Source organism: Tsukamurella sp. II2bb, from assembly GCF_057815145.1.
Map to the genome: position 1 here is coordinate 48767 of NZ_JBYPZI010000009.1, position 21474 is coordinate 70240.

General features: G+C 70.3%; 21 protein-coding genes. 6 read left to right on the forward strand and 15 right to left on the reverse strand.

Features of this window, described 5'->3' with window-relative positions:
* Nucleotides 1-14: 14 nt before the first annotated feature.
* Entirely contained in the window at nt 15-920 is a 906-nt protein-coding gene (locus tag AC21LY_RS18800) for a glycine betaine ABC transporter substrate-binding protein (protein WP_489048085.1), read from the reverse strand.
* 61 nt (nt 921-981) lie between these two features.
* On the opposite strand from AC21LY_RS18800, the gene corA reads away from it, so the two are divergent.
* Nucleotides 982-2058 carry a magnesium/cobalt transporter CorA gene (gene corA / locus AC21LY_RS18805; RefSeq protein WP_489048086.1) on the forward strand — a complete coding sequence of 359 codons (1077 nt, stop codon included), beginning with the start codon at nt 982-984 and terminating at the stop codon, nt 2056-2058.
* A 19-nt stretch (nt 2059-2077) separates the two neighbouring features.
* Here corA and AC21LY_RS18810 read toward each other — a convergent pair whose 3' ends face one another.
* Nucleotides 2078-3091 carry a LacI family DNA-binding transcriptional regulator gene (locus AC21LY_RS18810; protein WP_489048260.1) on the reverse strand — a complete coding sequence of 338 codons (1014 nt, stop codon included), beginning with the start codon at nt 3089-3091 and terminating at the stop codon, nt 2078-2080.
* A 133-nt stretch (nt 3092-3224) separates the two neighbouring features.
* On the opposite strand from AC21LY_RS18810, the gene AC21LY_RS18815 reads away from it, so the two are divergent.
* Both AC21LY_RS18815 and AC21LY_RS18820 read left to right on the forward strand, forming a co-directional pair.
* A complete protein-coding gene (locus tag AC21LY_RS18815; RefSeq protein WP_489048087.1) occupies nt 3225-4874 on the forward strand; it encodes a glycoside hydrolase family 13 protein in 1650 nt (549 codons plus the stop codon).
* Between the two features lie 74 nt (nt 4875-4948).
* On the forward strand, nt 4949-5119 hold the full coding sequence (locus AC21LY_RS18820; RefSeq protein ID WP_489048261.1) for an AAC(3) family N-acetyltransferase: 171 nt from the start codon (nt 4949-4951) through the stop codon (nt 5117-5119).
* Nucleotides 5120-5273: 154 nt separating this feature from the next.
* On the opposite strand, the gene AC21LY_RS18825 is transcribed toward AC21LY_RS18820, so the two are convergent.
* From AC21LY_RS18825 to AC21LY_RS18875, 11 genes are all read right to left on the reverse strand, one after another.
* Nucleotides 5274-5870, reverse strand: a complete 597-nt coding sequence (locus tag AC21LY_RS18825; protein WP_489048088.1) for a suppressor of fused domain protein — start codon at nt 5868-5870, stop codon at nt 5274-5276.
* Between the two features lie 25 nt (nt 5871-5895).
* Nucleotides 5896-6762: a chromosome partitioning protein ParB gene (locus AC21LY_RS18830; protein ID WP_489048089.1), complete on the reverse strand. Its 867-nt coding sequence runs from the start codon at nt 6760-6762 to the stop codon at nt 5896-5898.
* Entirely contained in the window at nt 6752-7426 is a 675-nt protein-coding gene (locus tag AC21LY_RS18835; protein WP_489048090.1) for a metallophosphoesterase family protein, read from the reverse strand. Before AC21LY_RS18835 ends, AC21LY_RS18830 begins: the two co-directional genes overlap by 11 nt.
* Before the next feature lie 9 nt (nt 7427-7435).
* Nucleotides 7436-8608, reverse strand: a complete 1173-nt coding sequence (locus tag AC21LY_RS18840) for an ABC transporter ATP-binding protein (protein ID WP_489048091.1) — start codon at nt 8606-8608, stop codon at nt 7436-7438.
* A gap of 27 nt (nt 8609-8635) precedes the next feature.
* Complete coding sequence (locus AC21LY_RS18845; RefSeq protein WP_489048262.1) at nt 8636-9454, reverse strand: carbohydrate ABC transporter permease; 819 nt, start codon at nt 9452-9454, stop codon at nt 8636-8638.
* A gap of 24 nt (nt 9455-9478) precedes the next feature.
* Complete coding sequence (locus AC21LY_RS18850) at nt 9479-10396, reverse strand: carbohydrate ABC transporter permease (RefSeq protein WP_489048263.1); 918 nt, start codon at nt 10394-10396, stop codon at nt 9479-9481.
* A gap of 26 nt (nt 10397-10422) precedes the next feature.
* Nucleotides 10423-11823: an extracellular solute-binding protein gene (locus AC21LY_RS18855; protein ID WP_489048092.1), complete on the reverse strand. Its 1401-nt coding sequence runs from the start codon at nt 11821-11823 to the stop codon at nt 10423-10425.
* Nucleotides 11824-11988: 165 nt separating this feature from the next.
* Complete coding sequence (locus tag AC21LY_RS18860) at nt 11989-12996, reverse strand: LacI family DNA-binding transcriptional regulator (RefSeq protein WP_489048093.1); 1008 nt, start codon at nt 12994-12996, stop codon at nt 11989-11991.
* 170 nt (nt 12997-13166) lie between these two features.
* The gene (locus tag AC21LY_RS18865; RefSeq protein WP_489048094.1) at nt 13167-13898 is read right to left on the reverse strand and encodes a TetR/AcrR family transcriptional regulator; all 732 of its coding nucleotides are present in this window, start codon (nt 13896-13898) and stop codon (nt 13167-13169) included.
* A gap of 84 nt (nt 13899-13982) precedes the next feature.
* Nucleotides 13983-14984 carry an AurF N-oxygenase family protein gene (locus AC21LY_RS18870; RefSeq protein WP_489048095.1) on the reverse strand — a complete coding sequence of 334 codons (1002 nt, stop codon included), beginning with the start codon at nt 14982-14984 and terminating at the stop codon, nt 13983-13985.
* A gap of 264 nt (nt 14985-15248) precedes the next feature.
* Nucleotides 15249-15770, reverse strand: coding sequence for a YflT domain-containing protein (locus AC21LY_RS18875; RefSeq protein ID WP_489048096.1), 522 nt, complete (start codon nt 15768-15770; stop codon nt 15249-15251).
* A 49-nt stretch (nt 15771-15819) separates the two neighbouring features.
* Here AC21LY_RS18875 and AC21LY_RS18880 point away from each other — a divergent pair, with 49 nt between their 5' ends.
* Genes AC21LY_RS18880 through AC21LY_RS18890 form a run of 3 tightly spaced genes read left to right on the forward strand, consistent with a single transcriptional unit; the run spans nt 15820 to nt 18363 of the window.
* Nucleotides 15820-17109, forward strand: coding sequence for a magnesium transporter MgtE N-terminal domain-containing protein (locus tag AC21LY_RS18880; protein WP_489048097.1), 1290 nt, complete (start codon nt 15820-15822; stop codon nt 17107-17109).
* A complete protein-coding gene (locus AC21LY_RS18885) occupies nt 17106-17642 on the forward strand; it encodes a DUF1003 domain-containing protein (RefSeq protein ID WP_489048098.1) in 537 nt (178 codons plus the stop codon). Before AC21LY_RS18880 ends, AC21LY_RS18885 begins: the two co-directional genes overlap by 4 nt.
* Entirely contained in the window at nt 17629-18363 is a 735-nt protein-coding gene (locus AC21LY_RS18890; protein WP_489048099.1) for an Rv0361 family membrane protein, read from the forward strand. The genes AC21LY_RS18885 and AC21LY_RS18890 overlap by 14 nt, the downstream gene beginning before the upstream one ends.
* 2 nt (nt 18364-18365) lie before the next feature.
* Here AC21LY_RS18890 and ahcY read toward each other — a convergent pair whose 3' ends face one another.
* Together ahcY and AC21LY_RS18900 are read right to left on the reverse strand one after the other, a co-directional pair.
* Complete coding sequence (ahcY, locus tag AC21LY_RS18895) at nt 18366-19832, reverse strand: adenosylhomocysteinase (protein ID WP_489048100.1); 1467 nt, start codon at nt 19830-19832, stop codon at nt 18366-18368.
* Between the two features lie 101 nt (nt 19833-19933).
* Nucleotides 19934-21430: an amino acid permease gene (locus AC21LY_RS18900; RefSeq protein WP_489048101.1), complete on the reverse strand. Its 1497-nt coding sequence runs from the start codon at nt 21428-21430 to the stop codon at nt 19934-19936.
* Nucleotides 21431-21474: the final 44 nt, after the last annotated feature.

Genomic DNA, 21474 nt, shown 5'->3' on the forward strand with positions numbered 1-21474 from the left:
CGCTGCCCAGCGCGCTACTTCATCGGGTGCTCGGCGGCCCAGTCCTCGGTGGCCTGCTCGGGCGTGCGCTCCCCCGCCTCGACCTTCGCGACCATCGCCGCCAGGTCCGCGGTGGTGAGTTCACCGGCGATCGCGGACAGGCGCTTGGTCTGCGCCACCGTCAAGCCGTCCCGGCGCACGAGCGGAACGACGGCGCGGGAGGGGACGACACCGTCGGGATCGGCGACCTGGACCAGGCCCTGCGCAGCCGGGGACAGGGTGCCCAGCTGCGCGAGCGAGGCGCGCCCCTCGGCCACCGCGCGGGCCGCGGCGGCCTCGTCCGGGACGGGGACGAGCGGCCCCGTCGGACAGCCGTAGCGCGAGCGCAGGTCCGACGGCGAGCCCGCGGGCACGGCGACGGCGCCCGACAGGCCCTCGCAGCCCCGCAGCGTCGCGGGCGGAGCGGATTTGGGCACGAAGAGCATCGGCTGGTCGAGCGCGAGCGTCGGATCGCCGAGGCCCAGCCCCTCCGGGAGGACGGCGCTGAGCGCGACGAACTGTGCGTCCCACTGGGCCCGCGGGTTCTCCGCCTCCTCCTCCTTGGCCTTCGTCGGCTGCGCGGCACCGGGACGGTAGCGCTCCCAGAGTGCGCCGGTCAGGGCGGGCGCGACGGTGAGCTCGCCCCGCTCCACCGCCGCCACCGCGGCGTCCTCACCGGGCCCGAGCCCCAGCTTCGTCTCCACCGGGGTGCCCGCGGCGCGCAGCGCGTTCGCATAGATCAGGGCCTCGACCCGGGACGCGGCGCTCGTTCCGGAGCCGACGGTGACCGTGCCGGGCGCGGTCCTCGGGCCCATGTCGGCGGCGTCACCGGCGTCCGAGCAACCCGCGAGCACGAGCGCGGCCAGGGCGGCCGCGACCAGGCGGGGCGTGCGAGTTCTCACGCCTACTTTCTACCCGCCGCCGACGCGAACGATCCGTCTGCCCCGTCTACTATCTGGGTCCATGCCCTCATTGCCCTCCATGCCCCGGCCGGGCGCCGGGCGGCGCGAGGCCGAGGTGCCGCGCGTCCCCGTGCCCGTCGCCCGCGCCGTGGTCGACTGCGGCGTCTACGTCGACGGGGTGCGCCTCCCCGGACGATTCGGCTACGTCGAAGCCATCGAGGAGGTCCGCCGGCGCGGGGAGGGCTACGTCTGGGTGGGCCTGCTCGATCCCGATCAGCATCAGATGGACGAGGTCGCGCGCGTCTTCGGGCTGCACCCCCTGACGGTCGAGGACACCCTGGTCACGCACACCCGGCCGAAGGTCGACCGGTTCGACGACACGCTCTTCCTCATCCTCAAGACCGTGAACTACGTGGGCCACGATCGCACGGACCCGATGGCGCGGATCGTCGAGACCGGCGAGGTGATGGTGCTCGTCGGTCCGGACCACGTCATCACCGTGCGGCACGGCGACCACGGCAGCCTCCGGCGCGTCCGCCGCAACCTCGAGGCGAACCCCGCGCTGTTGAAGACGGGGCCGTCGGCGGTGATGCACGCGGTCGCGGATCACGTGGTGGACTCCTACGTCGCCGTCTCGGACCTGCTCGAGGACGACATCGACCGGGTCGAGGAGGACGTCTTCCGCGCGGGCGCCCGCACCCAGGTCGACGAGATCTACCAGCTCAAGCGCGACATCGTGGAGCTGCGCCGCGGCATCCATCCGCTCTCGCACGCCCTCAAGCGCCTCACCTGCGACTTCAACGACATCATCCCCACCGAGATCCAGCGCTACTTCTCCGACGTCCTCGACCACCAGGCGATGGTCGCCGATCACGTGGAGACCTACAACGACGTGCTGAGCTCGCTGATCGACGCGGCCGTCGCGAAGATCGGCATGCAGCAGAACGAGGACATGCGCAAGATGTCCGCGATCATCGGCCTGGTCGCGGTACCCACCATGATCGCCGGGATCTACGGCATGAACTTCGACAACATGCCCGAACTCCACTGGCACTACGCCTATTTCGCCGTCCTCGGGATCATGGCCCTGGTCTGTCTGGCGCTCTACGTCACGTTCCGGAAGATCAACTGGCTGTAATCCGAGTCCGCCGTCCCGCTCAGCCCGACGGTGCCGGGCGGGGACGCCCGGTGCTGCCGCGGTCGAGGAAGACCGGCTCGCTGAGGGCCTGCAGCTCGGTCGCCGGCTCCCCCGCCACTCGGCGCAGGAGGAACCGGACCGCGCGGCGCGCCATGGCGGTGTGATCCGGGCCGATGCTCGTGAGCCGGGGGCGGGTCAGCTCCCCGGCGTCGGTCCCCGTGAACAGGGTGAGCACCGAAAGGTCTTGCGGAATGCGGACTCCCGCGGCCGTGGCCGCCGACAGCAGCCCCAGGCCGGCCGACTCGGTGCAGACGAGCACAGCCGTCGCCGGACCGTCGGCGATGCCGGCGTGCGCGTCCCACCCCGCGGCGAAGGTCGCATCGGTGGGGACGATGCGCGCCCGGACCCCGTGCCGGCGGGCGGCGGCGTCGACCGCCGCCAGCGAGCGCACGGCGATCCCTGGGGCGTGCGCACGATCCGGCTCGGGACCGGTGAGCACGGCGATCTCGCCGTGCCCGAGCCCCGCCAGGTGCGCGACCGCCACCTCCGCTGCGGCGTCGAAGTCCGCATCGCAGAACGCCGTTCCCGTGACGTCGTCGGTCCTGCCGACCAGCACGAACGGAACGTCCGCCGCGCGGAGGTAGTCCACCCGCGCATCCGACGTGTACACCTCCATCACCACGAAGCCGTCGACCAGCCCCTGGCGTACGGTCCCGCGGACCGGTTCGGCGTCGTCGGCGGGGCCGGGCAGCAGCATCAGGTGCGCACCCAGGGCGCGGGCCTCGTCGGCGGCGGCGGTGAGATAGCCGGCGATGTCCACGCCCTGGCCGAGCGCCTCGCTGGTGAGGAGCAGCCCGAGCAGGCCGGTGCGCGTACCGGCGAGCCCCTGGGCGAGGAGGTTCGGCGTGTAGTCGAGCTGCTCCATCGCGGCGAAGACGCGCCGGCGGGTCTCGTCGGAGATCGGCCGCGACCCGCTGATCGCGTACGAGACGGTGCTGCGGGTCACGCCGGCGAGGCGCGCGACATCGGCCATCGTCGCCACGGTCGGCCCTCCTCCGCGATCGATCCGCTTCACGGAAACCATCGACACGCGTCCCCGCGATCGACTACTCTAGCCGCATCGTCGACGCGCGTCGACGGATTCGCTAACAACCCCGAGGAGCGACGTGGCACTCAAGGATCTCCAATCGCCGGACTGGTGGCGCCAAGCGGTGGTCTACCAGATCTACCCGCGCAGCTTCGCCGATTCCAACGGCGACGGGATCGGCGATCTGCCCGGCATCACCTCGCGCGTGCCGTACCTGCGCGAGCTCGGCATCGACGCCGTGTGGCTGAGCCCCTTCTACCCGTCCGAGCTGGCGGACGGGGGCTACGACGTGGCCGACTACCGCAACGTCGACCCGCGCCTCGGGACGCTCGAGGACTTCGACGCGATGACCGCCGCGCTGCACGACGCCGGGATCAAGCTCATCGTCGACATCGTCCCGAACCACACCTCCGATCAGCACGAGTGGTTCCAGGCCGCGCTCGCCGCCGGCCCGGGCTCCCCCGAGCGCGCGCGGTACCACTTCTTCGAGGGCAAGGGCCCGAACGGCGAGGAGCCGCCGAACGACTGGCAGTCGCACTTCGGCGGTGGCGTCTGGGAGCGCGTCACCGAGGCCGACGGCACCCCCGGCCAGTGGTACCTGCACTTCTTCGCCCGCGAGCAGCCGGACCTGAACTGGGACAACCCCGAGGTCCGCGCCGATTTCGAGAAGACCCTCCGCTTCTGGTCCGACCGCGGCGTGGACGGCTTCCGCATCGACGTCGCCCACTACCTGACCAAGGACCTCAGCGAGCCCTTCGCGCCCTACACCGAGGTGGGCCTCGGCGAGAACGTCGAGCTGCACGGGCACCCGTTCTCCGACCGCGACGAGGTGCACGAGGTGTACCGCGCGTGGCGCAAGATCTTCGACGAGTACACCCCGCCGCGGGTCGCCGTCGCCGAGGCGTGGGTGCACCGCAGCCGCGTCGCCCGGTACGCCAGCCCGGACGGCCTGGGCCAGTCGTTCAACTTCGACCTGCTACTCGCGGAGTTCGACGCCGCCGAGTTCAAGGCCGTCATCAACGACAGCCTCGAGCTCGCGGCGGAGTCCGGCTCGTCGTCGACGTGGGTGCTCTCGAACCACGACGTCGTGCGCCACGCCACCCGCTACGGCCTGCCCGCGGGCAGCGGCCGGCACGCCAAGGCCTGGGTCGCCGGCGGCGGCTCGCGCGAGGAGGTCGACGTCGAGCGCGGCGACCGCCGCGCCCTCGCCGCCACGATGGTGCTGCTCGCCCTCCCCGGCTCGACCTACCTCTACCAGGGCGAGGAACTCGGCCTGCACGAGGTGGGCGACATCCCCGGCGAGGCGCGCCAGGACCCCACCTACTTCCGCACGGGCGGAGTCGAATTCGGGCGCGACGGCTGCCGCGTGCCGCTCCCCTGGGAGAAGGACGGCTCGTCGTTCGGGTTCGGCACGGGCGGCGCGCACCTGCCGCAGCCCTCCTGGTTCGGCGAGTACTCGGTGCAGGCCGAGGAGGCCGACCCCGCCTCGCCGCTGGCGCTCTACCGCGCCGCGCTGGCGCTGCGCGACGAGCTGCAGACGGGCGAGTCGCTCACCTGGCTCGAGCACTCCTCCCCCGACGTCCTCGCCTTCGAGCGCCCGAACGGGTGGCGGTCGGTCACCAACTTCGGGACCGAGCCCGTCGAGCTGCCCGACGGTGACGTCCTGCTCGCGTCCGGTCCGGTCGACGGCCGCACCCTGCCGGGTGAGACCACGGTCTGGCTGCGCTGACACGCTGGTTCCCCGGCTCTCGGATCTGAGCCGCCCCGGGGTGGAGCAGGGCATGACGGTCATGGTCCACCTCGCTGAAGTCGCTGGGCCGGGTGGCCGGCGGCGAACAGGCGGTGCTCGAGGCACTGCGTGACGCCGTCGGCCCCCAGGGCGCGCTGGTCATGCCGACCCAGTCGTGGCAGCCGTGCGACCCGGCGTTCCTCGGCCGGACCCCGGAGGAATGGTGGCCTGCCCTCCGGGAGTAGCCGACTTCGTCGAGGTCGTGCGGCGCTGCGCCGATACGACTCACGATGTCGGGTTTGATGGGTCAGACAGGTTCCTGAACCCGTCTGACCCTGCAGAACCCGAAATCCTGAGCCACCGCGCGGGCTCGACGTTCCCGCCGATCGTCGCCGGATGCTAGACCGCGCGAGCCGCGGGACGGCCCGGATCCGCGGGATCGATGCCCGCCTCCGCCCACGCCTCGCGGAGCGCATCGGCGCCCTTGAGCCGCACCCAAGCGGCCTCGTTCGCGGTGATCGGATCGGCGCGCAGGAACCGCACCGGCTCACCGCCCTCGCGGGGCAGGTCCGGCACCGGCGACTCCCCCAGAAGGACCGCGGTGAACGGTGCGCCCGCCCACAGCGGCGCACCCAGATCGACGAGGGCGTCCGGTGCGAGGACCAGCCCCTCGACGGCCGGCGTCGCGGCCAGGATCGCGAGGGAGCGATGCAGCCCGTCCAGCGCAGCCCCCGGGCCGTCGACGCCGGGCCGCAGCTCCAGGACGACCTCCGCCCGGGGCCCGTCGTCGGCGGCGACCAGCGCGTTCGGGTCCGTCATCGCGTGCCGTGAGCAGCCGACGCTGGCGAAGGCCACGAGCGGATCCCCCACCCAGCGCTGGATAGTCATCGGCTCGAGCCCGAGGAAGGTGACCGACGCGGACGCCGGCGGCGCGAAACCGCGGTCCGCGTAGTGCGCGGCGAGATGTGTCCGGACGGCGTCGACGACGGAAGTCACGGGTTCCGATACTACGGACCGGCCGTCAGAAGAACCTGCCCGGCTGCCAGGGCCGGTTCCGCGCCGAGACCTCGTCGATGATCTCGGGCGTCCACACGTGCTTGCGCACCAGGCGGTACCGTTCGCACGCGACGAAGTGGTAGACCTCGGCGTCGGTGGAGGACTCCATGATCCCGGCCGCGCGCGCCATCTCGACGACCGGCGTGAACTCCTCCTCGTACCAGCGACGGGCCACCTCCTCGCGGCTCAGGAACTCGCCGAGATCCTGGCTGAGCCGAAAGCCCCACGCCTCCACCGACTCCGCGAGCCTCGAGTAGTCCCAGGCGTTGGCGAAGGAGATCCGTTCGCGCGCCTCCCCCGACACCGGAACACGTTCGAGGAACAGCCGGCGATGGTCCTTCATCAGCAGATCGGAGCGGACCGCGATGCCGCCCGCGCCGATCCGGGTGACGACCTCGGTGACCTCGGCGTCGATGGTGGTGAAGCCGCGGGCGAAGGCGATCGAGACGCGATGGTGCCCGTCGACCACGAAGTACAGCTCGCCGACCTTCTTCAGCTCGACGGGCGGCATCGACTCGCCGCGGCGCTGCGCGGCCGCCAGCCGCTGCCACCGGGCCCGCAGAGCGGGCGAGCGGGGCCGGAAGTAGCGGTCGAAGTCGCGGGTGCGGTCCACACTGCCCACGATCTGCGCGACCGGGACCACCTGCAGCCCCAGCTTCCGCTCCGTCACCAGCCCGAGCGCGGAGACGACCTCGTCGTAGGGCAGGATCTCGTTGACGTCGCCGGGCTGGCCCCGCACCCAGGCCGCCAGGCGGGAGATGTTGGCCCGCCGCCGCGATCGCTCGAAATCGGTACGTGCGTCCTCGTCGGGGAATCCGGTGTCACGCGCCACGTCGCCGCTCCCTCACGCGGTAGGCCCCCGGGCTGCCCGGGGTGATCTCGAAGTACGTGTAGCCGACGGTGTTCAGCACGGGCACACCATCGATCTCCTGGTCCGGACCCGGCTGTCCGAAGGGGTGCACGTGACCGTGCACGAAGACCTGGGGGCGCACCCGCGCGACCAGTGCACCCAGCGCCGCGAGCCCGCGGTGCGGGCCGTCGGCACCGTCGCCCACCCCCTCGGCGGGTGAGTGCGCGAGCACCACGTCGACGGCACGCCGCCGGGCCGCGAACCGCACCCGCCACGCCCGGCGCGCGGCCTGGGACTGCGTCCACTGGTTGGGGCCGCCGCGGTAGCGGATCGACCCGCCGAGGCCCGCCACCGTCAGGCCGCCGACCGTGACCACCCGGCCGTCCGCGTTGATCCCGCCACGCGGGCCGGGCGGCTCGCAGGGCAGTCCCCCGCGGGTGTAGCCGCCCCGGGACCGGCGGTACCCGGAGTGGTCCGGATCGTGGTTGCCGGGCACGAAGACGCAGGGCACGCCGTATCTGTCGACGAGCGACTCGAGGTACGCGCCGGTCAGGTCCCCGGCCCCGAGGATGAGGTCGGGGCGCAGGGTCGACGATGCCAGGGCGAGCCCCGGCACCTCCTCGTCGCTCACGGCGAGCACCCTCATCGGCCGCGCCTACAGCGCCAGGTTGAGCCCGGTCGCAGCGTCGAAGACCGCGATCTTCGACGGGTCGTAGTACAGGTCGACATCGGCGCCCCGGCTGGCGGTCGAATCCGCCGACAGGCGGGCGACGATCTCATCGACGCCGGCCAGCGCGGGCAGCTGCTGCCCCGCCCCGAGGACGTCGGTGCGGGCGTCGTCGGCCGCGACGGCGAAGTGCACGAACTTGTCCGAGCCCATCGATTCGAGCACGTCGACCCGCGCGCGGAAGGTGAGACCGCCGACGCGCTGGTTCGGGTCCAGCAGGCGCGCGTCCTCGAAGTGCTCGGGACGGATGCCGACGACCACGTCGCCGGTCCGGTTACCGGCGGCGGAGGCCCTCTCGGCCAACTGCGGCGCGTCGAGCAGCAGGATCTCGCCGAGCGCCGTGTCGATGCCGACCGAGGTGAGCCGGCCGGGCACGAAGTTCATCGCGGGCGAGCCGATGAAGCCGGCCACGAACAGGTTGTTCGGGCGGTCGTAGAGCTCCTGCGGCGCGCCCACCTGCTGCACGTCGCCGCCCTTGAGCACGACGACGCGGTCGCCGAGGGTCATGGCCTCGGTCTGGTCGTGGGTGACGTAGACCATGGTGGTGCCGAGACGCTTCTGCAGCCGGCTGACCTCGGTGCGCATCTGCACGCGGAGCTTGGCGTCGAGGTTCGACAGCGGCTCGTCCATGAGGAAGGCCTTGGGGCTGCGGACGATGGCGCGGCCCATCGCGACCCGCTGCCGCTGGCCGCCCGAGAGCTGGCTCGGCTTGCGGTCGAGGTGCTGCGTGAGGTCCAGGCTGCGCGCGGCGTCCTCGACCTTGGCGTTCACCTCCTCCTTCGACAGCTTCGCGAGCTTGAGCGGGAAGGCGATGTTCTCGCGCACCGACATGTGCGGGTAGAGCGCGTAGGACTGGAAGACCATCGCGATGTCGCGATCCTTCGGGGCCTTCTCGTTGACGCGTTCGCCGCCGATGCGCAGCTCACCGCCGGAGATGTCCTCGAGGCCCGCGATCATGTTGAGTGTCGTGGACTTGCCGCAGCCCGAGGGCCCGACGAGGATCACGAACTCGCCGTCGGCGATCTCGAGGTTGATGTCGCTGACGGCGGTGGAACCGTCGGGATAGGTCTTGCGCACGTGGTCGAAGACGATGTCTGCCATGGTTCTCTCCTAAGAATGCTTACCGGGCTAGCCCTTGACGGCGCCGGAGGTCAGGCCGGCCACGATGCGTCGCTGGAACAGCAGCACGAAGATGATGATCGGGATGGTGATGATCACGGCCGCGGCCGAGATGGTGCCGGTGGGTTCTTCGAACTGCGAGCTACCGGTGAAGTTGATGATCGCCACGGGTGCGGTGATCGACGAGTTCGTCGCGGTCAGGGAGACGGCGAACAGCAGGTCGTTCCACGCCGCGATGAAGACCAGGATCGCCGCGGTCACGACGCCTGGCGCGGCGAGCGGGGCGACCACCTGCCGGAAGGCCTGCGCCGGGGTCGCGCCGTCCATCTGCGCGGCCTTCTCCAGCTCCCACGGGATCTCGCGGAAGAACGCCTGCAGCGTGTAGACGCAGAGCGGGAGCGCGAAGGTGATGTTCGGCAGGATCAGGCCCGGCCACGTGTCGAACAGGCCGGTGGCCCGCTCGATGTTGAACAGCGGCGTGATGAGCGAGATCTGCGGGAACATCGCGATCAACAGGGTGGCGGCGATGAAGACCTGCTTGCCCGGGAAGTCCAGCCGCGCGACCGCGTACGCGGCGAACGTGCCGATGAGCACCGCGATCAGCGTGCTGATCAGCGCGATGCCGATCGAGTTCACCAGCGGCCGGAGGAAGCCGGCGTTCTTGAACACGGAGATGTAGTTCTCGAAGGTCGGGCTCGTCGGGATGAGCTTCCCGTCGCCGACCGACGACGCGGGCTTGAGCGAGAGCGAGATGATCCACAGCAGCGGGATCATCGTGAACGCGACCACGATCAGGTTGACGACGGACCAACTGACCTTGCGGCCCATGGTGTTCTGTGCCATGAGTTCCCCCTACCGCTTTCCCGCATCGGCGCCGGGAGCGGCGGCTCCGAACGCCTTGACGAAGATGAACGCGATGATCGCGACACAGATGAAGATCAGCACCGAGATGGCGGAGCCGATGCCCAGGTTGAAGGCCTTGAACAGGTTGTCGTAGCCGAGGATCGAGAGCGAGCCGGTGCCGTTGCTGCCCTTCGTCAGGACGAAGATGTTGTCGAAGATGCGGAAGGCGTCCAGCGTGCGGAACAGCAGGGCCACCAGGATCGCGGGCTTCATCAACGGGATGATGATCTTCGTCAGGCGGGTCCAGGCGCCGGCACCGTCGAGGGCCGCGGCCTTGAGCAGGTCGTCCGGCACCAGGGCGAGGCCGGAGAGCAGGAGCAGCGCCATGAACGGCGTCGTCTTCCACACCTCCGCCAGGACGATGATCAGCAGCGAGGGGATCTGCTCGGTGAGCGGCGCGGACCCCGTCGGCAGCAGGTTCGCCAGGTAGCCCGTGCCGGGCGTCCAGGCGTACAGCCAGGAGAACGAGGCCGCTACGGTGACGATGCCGTACGGGATCAGCACGACGGTGCGGACCACGCCCCGTCCGACGATGGTGCGGTGCATGACCAGCGCGATCGCGAGGCCGAGCACGAACTCGATGACCACGGACGCGACGGTGATGAACGCCGTCACCCCGAACGCCGACCACCAGTAACCGTCACTGAGCACGGTCAGGTAGTTGCTGATGCCGACGAACTGAGTGTCGTCGGGCGCGACCAGCGACGCCTTGTGCAGGCTCAGCCAGATGGCGTAGAGGATCGGGTACGCGGTGACCGCGAGCATCAGGATCGCCGCGGGGGCGATCAGGTACAGGCCCAGGCGGCGTTCCGACTGCTTGCCCTCGGAGAGAGCGGGCTTTCCGGCGCGCTTGCCCTCGGGCGGCATCGCGTTCCGCCCCACTTCAGCGGTTGTCACGGGACGAGCCCCTTCCCATCGACCGCCTTCTGCGCGGCATCGATCAGTTCATCGGCGAGCGTCGCCGGGTCCCAGCCGCCCACCGGGGCGAGCTTGGCCGCGAGCAGCGTCGACATCGCCTGGTAGGACGGCGTGAGCGGGCGGACCGCCGCGGTCTTGTCCTGCATCTGGTCCCGGATCAGCTTGGCCGCCGGGTACACGGTGATGAACTCCGGATCGTCGTAGACCGCCGGGACGGTGGGCGGCGTGCCCGCGTCGAGGCCGTAGATCTTCTCGGACTCGTTGTTCGTCAGGCACTCGACGGCCTTCCAGGCCAGATCCGGGTGCTGAGCGGTCTTGGCGACCATGAGGTTCGCCCCACCGAGGGTCGCCTTCGCCGGCACACCCGGCTTGACCTCGGGGTACGGCGCGAAATCGAACTTCTTGCGGATGATCTCGTTCATCTGCCGCAGCTGGGCCGGCTCGGGCTTCTCGAGGCCCTTGAACTGCGCCAGTTCGTTGCCGAACCAGGGCACCGAACCCGCGGCGGCGTTCTGCTGCATGGACGGCAGGACGAAGGGCCAGTTGATCTGGAACAGCGCCTCGCCGCGCTCCATCGACAGGCGCGCCTCGGTCTCCATGAAGTTGGTGATGCCGGGAAGGTGCCCCGGCGCGGTGGTGACGTCCTTCATGATCTGCAGGGCGCGGATCATGGCCTCCTTGTTCTTCGGCTCACCGAGCACCACGGAGGTCCCGTCGTCCCCGACGATCCGGCCGCCCTCGCTCTCGAGCAGCGAGTTGAACCACACGACCATGCCCTCGTACTGCGCGGCCGTCACGGCGATCCCCGTCGGGCCACCGGACTTGCCCGACTGCGCGGCGTACTCGAGGAGCTGCTGCCAGGTCAGTTTCGGCGGGCTCGTGATGGGCTTGCCCGTGAGCTTCTGCAGGAGGTCCTTGCGGTACCAGAGGAGCTGGGTGTTGGCCCAGGCCGGCACGCCGTAGACCTTGCCCTGATAGGTGGCGGTCTTGAGCGGGCCCGCCAGCACGCGCTTGGTGGTCCGCTCGGTGACGTCGGCCGGCATGTCCGTCAGCCAGCCCGCCGCGGCGAACTCCGCCGTCCAGGTGACGTCGAGCGCGAGGATCGACAGCGACTTGTCGTTACCCGTGATGCGGCGCGCCCATTGCAGCCGCGTGTCGTCGGCCGCGCGGGGCATCGTCTCGGTGACGACCTTGTACTCGCTGGTCGAGCACTTCACGGCGGCCTTCTTCAGCGCCGGGATGCTGTCGGCACCGGTGCCGACGGTGATCACCACGCCCGACGAGCCCTCGGTGCCACACCCGGCCAGCAGCGAACTCCCGAGGGCCACCGACAATCCTGCCGCCAGCGCCCTGCGGCGAACCGGTTTCCACTCCATCGCCCATCCTCCTAGCGCCGCCCTGTCGAACGGCATTGCGAAAAGTAACACACGCATGGGGTGACGAACCCCACATCCTGGATTCCCGTGCCAATCCTGAAGCACCCCGTCGCGCAACCCCCACGAAAGTAGAGGATCCGGAATAAACCGTTGCACGACAATGGATCACGGTGGCGGAGCGGTCGTGTGCCGCGCCACCAGCCGGGTGCCGAAGACGACGTCGTCGGCCCCCCTGCCGTCCATGAGCGCGAGCACCGACCGGGCCGCCTCGCCGCCGAGCAGACGCGCGGGTTGCGCCACCGTGGTCAGGTCCGTGAGTTCGGCCATCGGATGGTCGTCGACCGCGATCACCGACATCTGCTCGGGCACCGAGATCCCCATCCGGCGCAGGGTGCGGAGCGCCCCCATCGCGACCTCGTCGGAGAAGCAGAAGACCGCGGTCGGCACCGAGGCGAGGCCGAGCAGTCGCTCCATCGCCTCCGCGCCGCCCTCGATCCCCCACAGGGCCGCGACGGTCAGTTCGTCCGGCGCCGGCACCCCGGCCTCCGCCAGCGCGGAGCGGTAGCCCTCGGTCCGCGCCGTGTCCGCCTCCCACAGCACGCCCTCCGGATCGCTGGTGCGGATCAGGGCGATCCGACGGTGCCCCATCCGGACCAGGTGCCCGACGGCGCGCTGCGCGGCCAGCCGGTCGTCGATGGTCACCGACGGGACCCCGTCCGGCCGGGACGACACCGCCACCACCGGCACGGCCGTGCGAGCGAGGAGACCGAGGATCTCCGCATCCACGGGGAAGCTCACCGTGATCACACCGTCCACGGAATCCTCCCGCGGCAGGCCGCGGAAGAGCTCCAGCCGTTCGGCGTGCGTCCGCGCGCAGCGGAGCACCGTCGAGACCCCGTGCTCGCGCAGCACCTCCTCGGCACCGTCGGCGACCGCGGAGTAGAACCAGACGTCCAACCAGGGCACGACCACGCACACCCGGCGCGGCTGCTCGCTCACCGCCGACGGAGCGTCCGCCGGCACGTATCCGAGCGCGAGCGCCTCGTCGACGATCCGGCGACGGGTCTGCGGGGCCACGCCCGGTTTGCCGGTCAGGGCGCGCGAGACCGTCGAGATCGACATCCCGAGGCGCTGCGCGACGTCCTTCATCGCGACCTGCTTCTTCGGGATCATCCGCCGATGATCGCACCGCCGGAGTCGCTTCGTGCAAGTATTTGCAGAACTGCTCCGCGGTCCACGAGTCCTGCTGCATGACAGCGGACCAGCGGAGGGAAGACATGCGAGAACCGTACCGCACTGTGACTCGCGCCACTAGAGGGTGTTTTTGCAAGTATTTGCAGCACTCAGGGGGAGGCGGTCAGCCGAGCGAGCACCCCGGTGAACTCGGCATCCGGGTCGATCACGATGCCCAGGCCGCGCGCGACACCGTCGAGGATGTGCCAGGTGATGTCCGCGAGCGAGACGACCACATCCTCCCGTGGCCGTTCGCGCAGCGACTCCTCGCCCCGCACCCACGCGGTGAGCGTGCCCTCGACCATCGTGAAGACCACGAACGGGATGTCGGCGAAGGGCGCCGGATCGCGCCCGGTGAGCGCGCCGATCCCCTCGATCGTCTGGTTGGCGCGGGAGACCACGCGGTGGCGGAGTTCGCCGATGGCGTCCGGCGCGGTCGGCGTGCCATCGGCGGGGGTCGCGTCCGTGGGCCCGGCCCGCAGCAGGTCGACGAGGTGCGGGTGGTCCCGCATCCACACCGCGGCGCTGGTGATCGCGCGACGCAGGATCTCCCGGAGCGAGCCCGTCGAGACGTCGAGGTCCGCCTCCAACTCGGCGGCGAACTCGTCGACGACGAAACCCCTAAGCCCGCGCGCCAATTCGTCCTTGCTGCGGAACTGCCGATACACCACCGACTTGACGAGACCGGCCCGATCGGCGATGCGCTGCACCGGGATCGGCGCACCCGGCTCCGACTCCTCGACCAGTTCCGCTGCGGCACGCAGGATCTGCTCGCGCCGTTGCGAGTTGTGCGCGCTCCAGCGCTGCCGATACCCGGAGCCGGGTTCCTGCGGCGCGGTCATACCGGGTGATGCTACGCGCCGTGCCGCCCGCGCGGACCGGTGCCGCGCCCGGGCGGACCGGTGCCGCGCCCGGGCGGCCTGCGGTCAGGCGGCGAGTTGCGCGGGGCGCGTGGGCTCCCCGCGGTAGCGCGCCTTGTGACCGTCGATCTTCAGCAGCTTCCACATCAGCTTGCCGAACGGGGTCATCAGACCCAGATCATCTGCCAGCGAGCGCATCTCGGCGAAGTAGTCGTTGAGCAAGGCCCGCGCCGCCGGCCCGCGCCAGAAGGCCTCGCGCTTCACCTCGCGCGGTACCTCGAACTTCTCGAAGAACTCCTTCGGCGGGGTAAAGATCTCGCCGACCAGCCAGCGCATGGCGAGCGGGAACGCGAATGCGCAGATCCGCTTCTGCCGCTTCGTCATCCCCTGCAGGTGCGCGTGCAGGAACTCGTGCGCGAAGGAGATGTGCCGCGCCTCCTCGGCGACGTGGATCTCCATGGTGCGCAACACCAGCGGCGGCACCTGGCCGCCGTGCCGCATGATCGCCTTCTGGTAGTGGTCGATCGGCTCCTCGCCACCGAGGATGCCCATGAACAGGATCACGTGCGCGTAGCCGCCGAGCACGCCGATCATCGGCGAGGCCCGCCGGAACCACTTCCGCATGCCGGGCACATCCACATCGATGCGGTTCACCAGCTCCTGGAACATCTGGATGTGGTTGCACTCCTCCGTCATCTCGTGGAGCGAGTACCGGAACTCCGGCGACTTGTTCGGGAGCCTCATGATGTACTGCATCATTCCGCGGATCAGGATCGACTCGAAGGCCGCGCCCACCTTGATCGTGTTGGCCAGGCGCCACCTGCCGATCTCGATCTGCTTGTCGAGCGGGAGGTCGCGGTACCACTGCGTCGCGCCGAGCGAATCCAGCGTCGGCGGCAGCACCCAGCGCGGGTCGTTCGGGTCCAGCGCCAGCTCCGGCGAGTCCCAATCGATGTCCAGGTACGGGTCGAAGCGGCGACGCACGGAACCGTCGGACAGGTCCGCCAGCACATCGACGTAGCCCTGCTCGAGTTCGCGCCGGCTCACACGTCCCAGGATGTCCGCCATGAGAGTCCTCCTTGTGATCGCTATCACGTCACCCCAATTTAACAGGACTTCACGTCCCGGTAAATAGGGTCGGGTCGACTCCCGGCACGATCACCCGGTTCTCCGGGCCCGACGGCGCGTCACCCGCACGCCGGTCCGTCCAGCCGCCGCAGCTGAAACCCCGCTCCCACCCGAAAACGCCGCTCGCCCCGCGAAGACGCGGGGCGAGCGGAGATATTTACAGCGCGGAGCGATCGGCGCGCCGTGGCGACTACTTCGTCGGGCCTACTGGATGTTCAGGCGGGCGAGCATGTCACGGGCCTGCTCGGCGACCTGGGGGTCGCAGAGCACGTCGTACCGGCCGGCGACCAGCTGCATCGTCGAGGAGAAGTCGCGGGTGCCGCGCGAGGCCCAGTACGGGACCGCGGCGCTGATCAGGCCGAAGACGATGCCGCCGATGACGCCGGCGATCACCGTGGAGAGCAGGGCGTTCCCACCGCCCACGAACAGCCCCACCAGCAGGCCGAGGAACAGGCCCAGCCAGGCACCCGAGGCGGCGCCCGCGCTGAGCACGCGCCCCCAGGTGAGGCGGCCGGTGATCCGCTCGACCTGCATCAGGTCGACGCCCACGATGGTCACGTTCTGGACCGGGAACTCCTGGTCGGAGAGGTAGTCGACGGCCCGCTGGGCCTCGGCGTAGGTGCTGTAGGAGCCGATCGGCCAGCCCTTGGGCGGCGTCGGCAGGCCCCGGCCCCCGGGACCTCCCGGCTGGTTCGGCGACCCCGGTCCGGACAACGGTTGCGACATTCGGCGCCCTCCCTCACGTGCGGCTCGTAACGAAACTACCCTGAAGTACATGTCGGCTGTCTCCAGAGTATTCGTCGCGCGACTGTCCGGCCTCCCCGTCGTCGGCCCGGACGGCGAATCCGTCGGCCGGGTCCGGGACGCGGTGCTCGGCCTGCGCGCCGATCGCAAGCCGCCACGGGTCCTCGGACTCGCCGTGGAACTGGCGAACCGCCGCCGCATCTTCGTCCCGATGTTGCGCGTGACCAGCATCGAACCCGCCGCCGTCACCCTCAACACCGGCTCGGTGAGCCTGCGCCGCCTGCATCTGCGGCCCGGCGAGGCGCTCGCCCTCGGCCAGCTGCTGGGCACCAAGGTCCGGATCTCCGAGCCCGGCGAGCCCTACGACGGTGCCGACGCCTCCGTCGCCGACGTCGGGATCGAGCAGACCCGCACCCGCGACTGGGTGGTGCACCGCCTGGCGGTGAAGATCCGCGGGACGGGCTGGAGCCGCCGCGGGGGCGTCCAGGTGGTCGACCTCCCGCACGTCTCCGGCTTCACCACCACCGCGCTCACGGGCGCCGACCACGACATCGCCGAGGCGCTGACCGTCTTCGAGGACATGCGCGCCACCGATGTCGCGCAGGCGCTCCGCGAGCTGCCGGCGCAGCGCAGGCTCGCCATCGCCGCCGCCTTCGACGACGAGCGCCTCGCCGACGTGCTGCAGGAGCTCGGCTCCGACGACCAGGCCGAGGTCATCGCGCACCTGTCCAAGGCTCGCGCCGCCGACGTGCTCGAGGCCATGGATCCCGACGACGCCGCCGACCTCCTCGGCGACCTTCCCGTACGCCAGCGCGAGGAACTGCTGGGCGTGATGGACCCCGAGGACTCGGGCACGGTCCGCCGCCTGCTCACCTTCTCCCCCTACACCGCGGGCGGCATGATGACGCCCGAGCCGATCGTGGTCACCCCGTCGACGACGGTGGCAGAGGCGCTCGCCCGGGTCCGCAACCCCGACATCACGCCCGCGCTGGCGAGCATGGTCTTCGTCGTGCGGCCGCCGACCGCCACCCCGACGGGCCGCTACCTGGGCGCGGTGCACCTGCAGCAGCTGCTCCGCGAGCCCCCGGCCGACCTGGTGGGCGGCATCGTCGACACCGACCTGCCGCGCCTCGGGCCCGACGATCCCCTCGGCGCGGTGACCCGCTACTTCGCGGCGTACAACCTGGTCAGCGGCCCGGTCATCGACGCGGAGAACCACCTGCTGGGCGCGGTCTCGGTCGACGACGTGCTCGACCACCTGCTCCCCGAGGACTGGCGTGACGAGGACGAGGACGAGCGCACCGAGGAGGTGACCGGATGAACGAGCGTTCCCGGCTGGACACCCCGCGGCTGAACCGCAGCTTCCACCTCAACCTGGGCGACGACATGATCGGCCAGGGGGCCGAGCGCGTCGCGCGGTTCCTGGGCACCGGCCGCTACCTCGCGATCCAGACCGTGATCGTGGTCGTGTGGGTGATCATCAACATCAGCTGGATCGCGCTGCGCTTCGATCCGTACCCGTTCATCCTGCTCAACCTGGCCTTCTCCACGCAGGCCGCGTACGCCGCGCCGCTGATCCTGCTGGCACAGAACCGGCAGGAGAGCCGCGACCGGGTCTCGCTCGACGAGGACCGGATGCGTGCCGCGCAGACCAAGGCCGACACCGAGTTCCTGGCCCGCGAGCTGGCGTCCGTCCGGTTGGCCGTCGGCGAGGCAGCGAGCCGCGATTACATGCGCCGCGAGCTCGACGAGGTGCACGAGAAGCTGGACGCACTGACCGCACTGCTGCAGTCCCTGCAGTCCCAGCGGCACGCGACCGCGACCGCGGAGGACCGGGCCGATGCGCCCGACTGACCCGCGCGAGCTCCTGCACCCCGTCCTCCCGCCGGAGACCTACGCCCGGCTCGGGATCGCTCCCCCGCGGCCGCCGCAGCAGTACGGCCCGGGCGGCCCGGTGTCCTCCGCGGGCACGCCCTACTTGACGGGGCGCGCCGTGGCGGGGCCCGCCGCACCGTCGAACCCGGTTCCGCAGGGGCCTCCCGGCGGTGCGCCGCGAAGCGCCCCCGGCGACGCGCCGTACGTGTCCCCGTACGCCCCGAGCCCGACGGGGCCCCCGCCGCCGCGGGACCGCTCGGTCGCGATCGTGGTGGGCGCGACGGTCGCCATCATCGCGATCATCGTCGCCACCACGTGGTACATCCTGGCGAACCGCGGAAGCGACGACGAGCGGCAGATCCGCGACGTGATCGCGGCGGAGACGCAGAAGCTCAACGACCGGGACCTGGCCGGCCTGCTCGGCGTGCGCTGCGCCGCCGACGGGCAGATGCTGCGGAGCCAGTTCACCGCGCAGACCTTCGCCGCCGAGGTCGACCTGATGGTCGGGCCCGGCGGGCGATGGGAGGTCACCGTCGGCGCGATCACGATCGACGCCGGCGCCGGGACCGCCGACGCCGAGGTGACCTCGACGCCGGTGGGCTCGAGCGTGATCGTCTCGAAGTCCGTCACGGACACGTCCACCCTCCGGAAGGAATCCGGAGGGTGGAAGGTGTGCGTGAGTTCGTCGCGCGTGCGCTGACGTCAGTAGCGGTAGTGCTCGGGCTTGTACGGGCCCTCGACGTCGACGCCGATGTACTCCGCCTGCTCCTTGGTGAGCTTCGTCAGCGTGCCGCCCAGAGCCTCGACGTGGATCTTGGCGACCTTCTCGTCGAGGTGCTTCGGCAGGCGGTAGACCTCGTTGTCGTACTCGTCCGGCTTGGTCCACAGCTCGATCTGCGCGATCACCTGGTTGCTGAAGCTGTTGGACATCACGAACGAGGGATGCCCCGTCGCATTGCCCAGGTTCAGCAGGCGGCCCTCGGAGAGCACCACGATAGACTTGCCCGTGTCGCCGAACGTCCACTGGTCGACCTGCGGCTTGATGTTCAGCCGCACGGCGCCCGACTTCTCGAGGCCGGCCATGTCGATCTCGTTGTCGAAGTGGCCGATGTTGCCGAGGATCGCGTGATCCTTCATCTGCTTCATGTGCTCGAGCAGGATGATGTCCTTGTTGCCCGTCGAGGTGATGACGATGTCGGCGTCGCCGATGGCCTGCTCGACGGTGACCACGTCGAAACCGTCCATCAGGGCCTGCAGCGCGTTGATCGGGTCGATCTCGGTGACCTGGACGCGCGCACCCTGGCCGGCCAGCGACTCGGCGCAGCCCTTGCCCACGTCGCCGTAGCCGGTGATGAGCACCTTCTTGCCGCCGATCAGCACGTCGGTGCCACGGTTGATGCCGTCGATCAGCGAGTGGCGGGTGCCGTACTTGTTGTCGAACTTGCTCTTGGTGACCGAGTCGTTGACGTTGATCGCCGGGAACTTCAGCTCGCCCGCCGCCGCGAACTGGTACAGCCGCAGCACGCCGGTGGTGGTCTCCTCGGTGACGCCCTTGACGCTGTCGGCGATCGTGGTCCACTTCGTGGCGTCCTTGGCGAGGCTCTCGCGCAGCAGGGCCAGGAAGACCTGGTACTCGTGGCTGTCGGCGTCCTCGTCGGTGGGCGGGACGACGCCCGCGGCCTCGAACTGCGCGCCGCGCAGGACCAGCATGGTGGCGTCGCCGCCGTCGTCGAGGATCATGTTGGCGGGCTCATTCGGCCAGGTGAGCATCTGCTCGGCCGCCCACCAGTACTCCTCGAGGGTCTCGCCCTTCCACGCGAACACCGGGACACCCTGCGGGGCCTCGACGGTGCCGTGCGGGCCCACCACCACAGCCGCGGCGGCCTCGTCCTGGGTGGAGAAGATGTTGCACGACGCCCACCGGACCTCAGCACCGAGGGCCACCAGGGTCTCGATCAGCACCGCGGTCTGCACCGTCATGTGCAGCGAGCCCGAGATCCGCGCACCCTTGAGCGGCTGCACGTCGGCGTACTCACGACGCAGCGCCATCAGCCCCGGCATCTCGTGCTCGGCGAGGCGCAGCTGCTTGCGGCCCGCCTCCGCAAGCGAGAGGTCCGCAACCTTGAAGTCGATTCCGTTCGCCGTATCGGCGGTCAGCGTAGAAGTCACGCGGTCCAGGCTATCGCGCTTGTCCGGTGCGGTCGCATCGGCGGCGGGCGCTGTCGTCCGGCACGACTACGTCGGTCCCGGAACCCGGATCCCGGAACCGATCAGACCAGTGACTCGATCGTCTCGCCGCGCTCACGCTTGCCGACGAGCGAATGGTTCTTGGAGTAGAGGAAGTACACGAAGACTCCCAGCACCATCCAGCACACGAACCGGAACCAGGTCTCGAGCGACAGGTTGAGCATGAGCCAGCCGCAGGCGACGACGGAGAGGATCGGGACCAGCGGCACCAGCGGTGCCGTGAAGCCGCGTTTGAGGTCCGGACGCTGCTTGCGCAGCACCACAACGCCGACCGAGACCAGCACGAAGGCGAACAGCGTGCCGATGTTGATCAGCTCGGCGAGCTCGTCGAGGGGCACGAGGCCGGCGAAGACTGCGACGACCACGCCGACGCTCACGGAGATCCGCACCGGTACGCCGCGGTCGGAGGTCTTCGCGAGCTTGCGCGGCAGCAGGCCGTCGCGGGCCATGGCGAAGAGCACGCGGTTCTGCCCCATGAGCAGCACCATGACCACGGTGGTCAGGCCCGCGAGCGCGCCGATCGAGATGATCGTGGCCGCCCAGTCGACGCCGTTCAGGGAGAAGGCGTAGGCGAGGTTCTTGCCCTTGCCGTTACCCGCACTCGTCGCCAGGTCCTTGTAGCTGGCCATCCCGGTCACCACCACGGTGACGGCGATGTACAGCACGGTGACGATCGCGAGCGAGCCCATGATGCCGCGCGGAACGTCGCGCTGCGGGTTCACCGTCTCCTCCGCGGAGGTCGCGACGATGTCGAAGCCGATGAAGGCGAAGAAGACGATGCCCGCGCCCGCGAGGACGCCGTACCAGCCGTAGGTCGAACCCGAGCCGCCGCTGATGGCCTGGAACAGGGTGGACGCCCAGGTCACGCCCTCGCTCTTGCCCGGGACCGACTCGGGGACGAAGGGCGTGTAGTTGGACGCCTTGATGTAGAAGGCGCCGACGGCGATCACCAGGACCACCACCGCGACCTTGATCGCGGTGATCACGGCGGACACCCGCGAGGAGACCTTGGCGCCGAAGGTCAGCAGCACCGTCAGGACGCCGACGATCATCATCGCGCCCCAGTCGACCGTGTGCCCGGCGACCTGGAACGCCGCCGGACCGGTGCCGAAGACCGTCCCGAGGTAGCTCGACCAGCCGCTCGCGACGGCCGCGGCGGCGATGGAGAACTCGAGCACCAGGTCCCAGCCGATGATCCACGCGGCGAACTCGCCGAAGGTCGCATAGGAGAAGGTGTACGCCGAACCGGCCACGGGCACCGTCGACGCGAACTCCGCGTAGCAGAGGGCGGCGAGGCCGCAGGCGACCGCGGCGATGACGAAGGACAGCGACACGGCCGGGCCGGCGTAGTTGCCGGCGGTCGATGCGCCGATGGTGAAGATCCCCGCGCCGACGACGACGGCGACCCCGAAGATGGTGAGATCCCACGCCGTGAGCTGCTTCTTCAGGCGGGTACCGACCACCTCTGTATCGGCGATCGATTGCTCCACTGATTTGGTGCGCAGCAGTGGGTTGGCCATGCGTGCTCCTGTGTCGTCCTGGGTGTGTGTGACGACCAATCAAA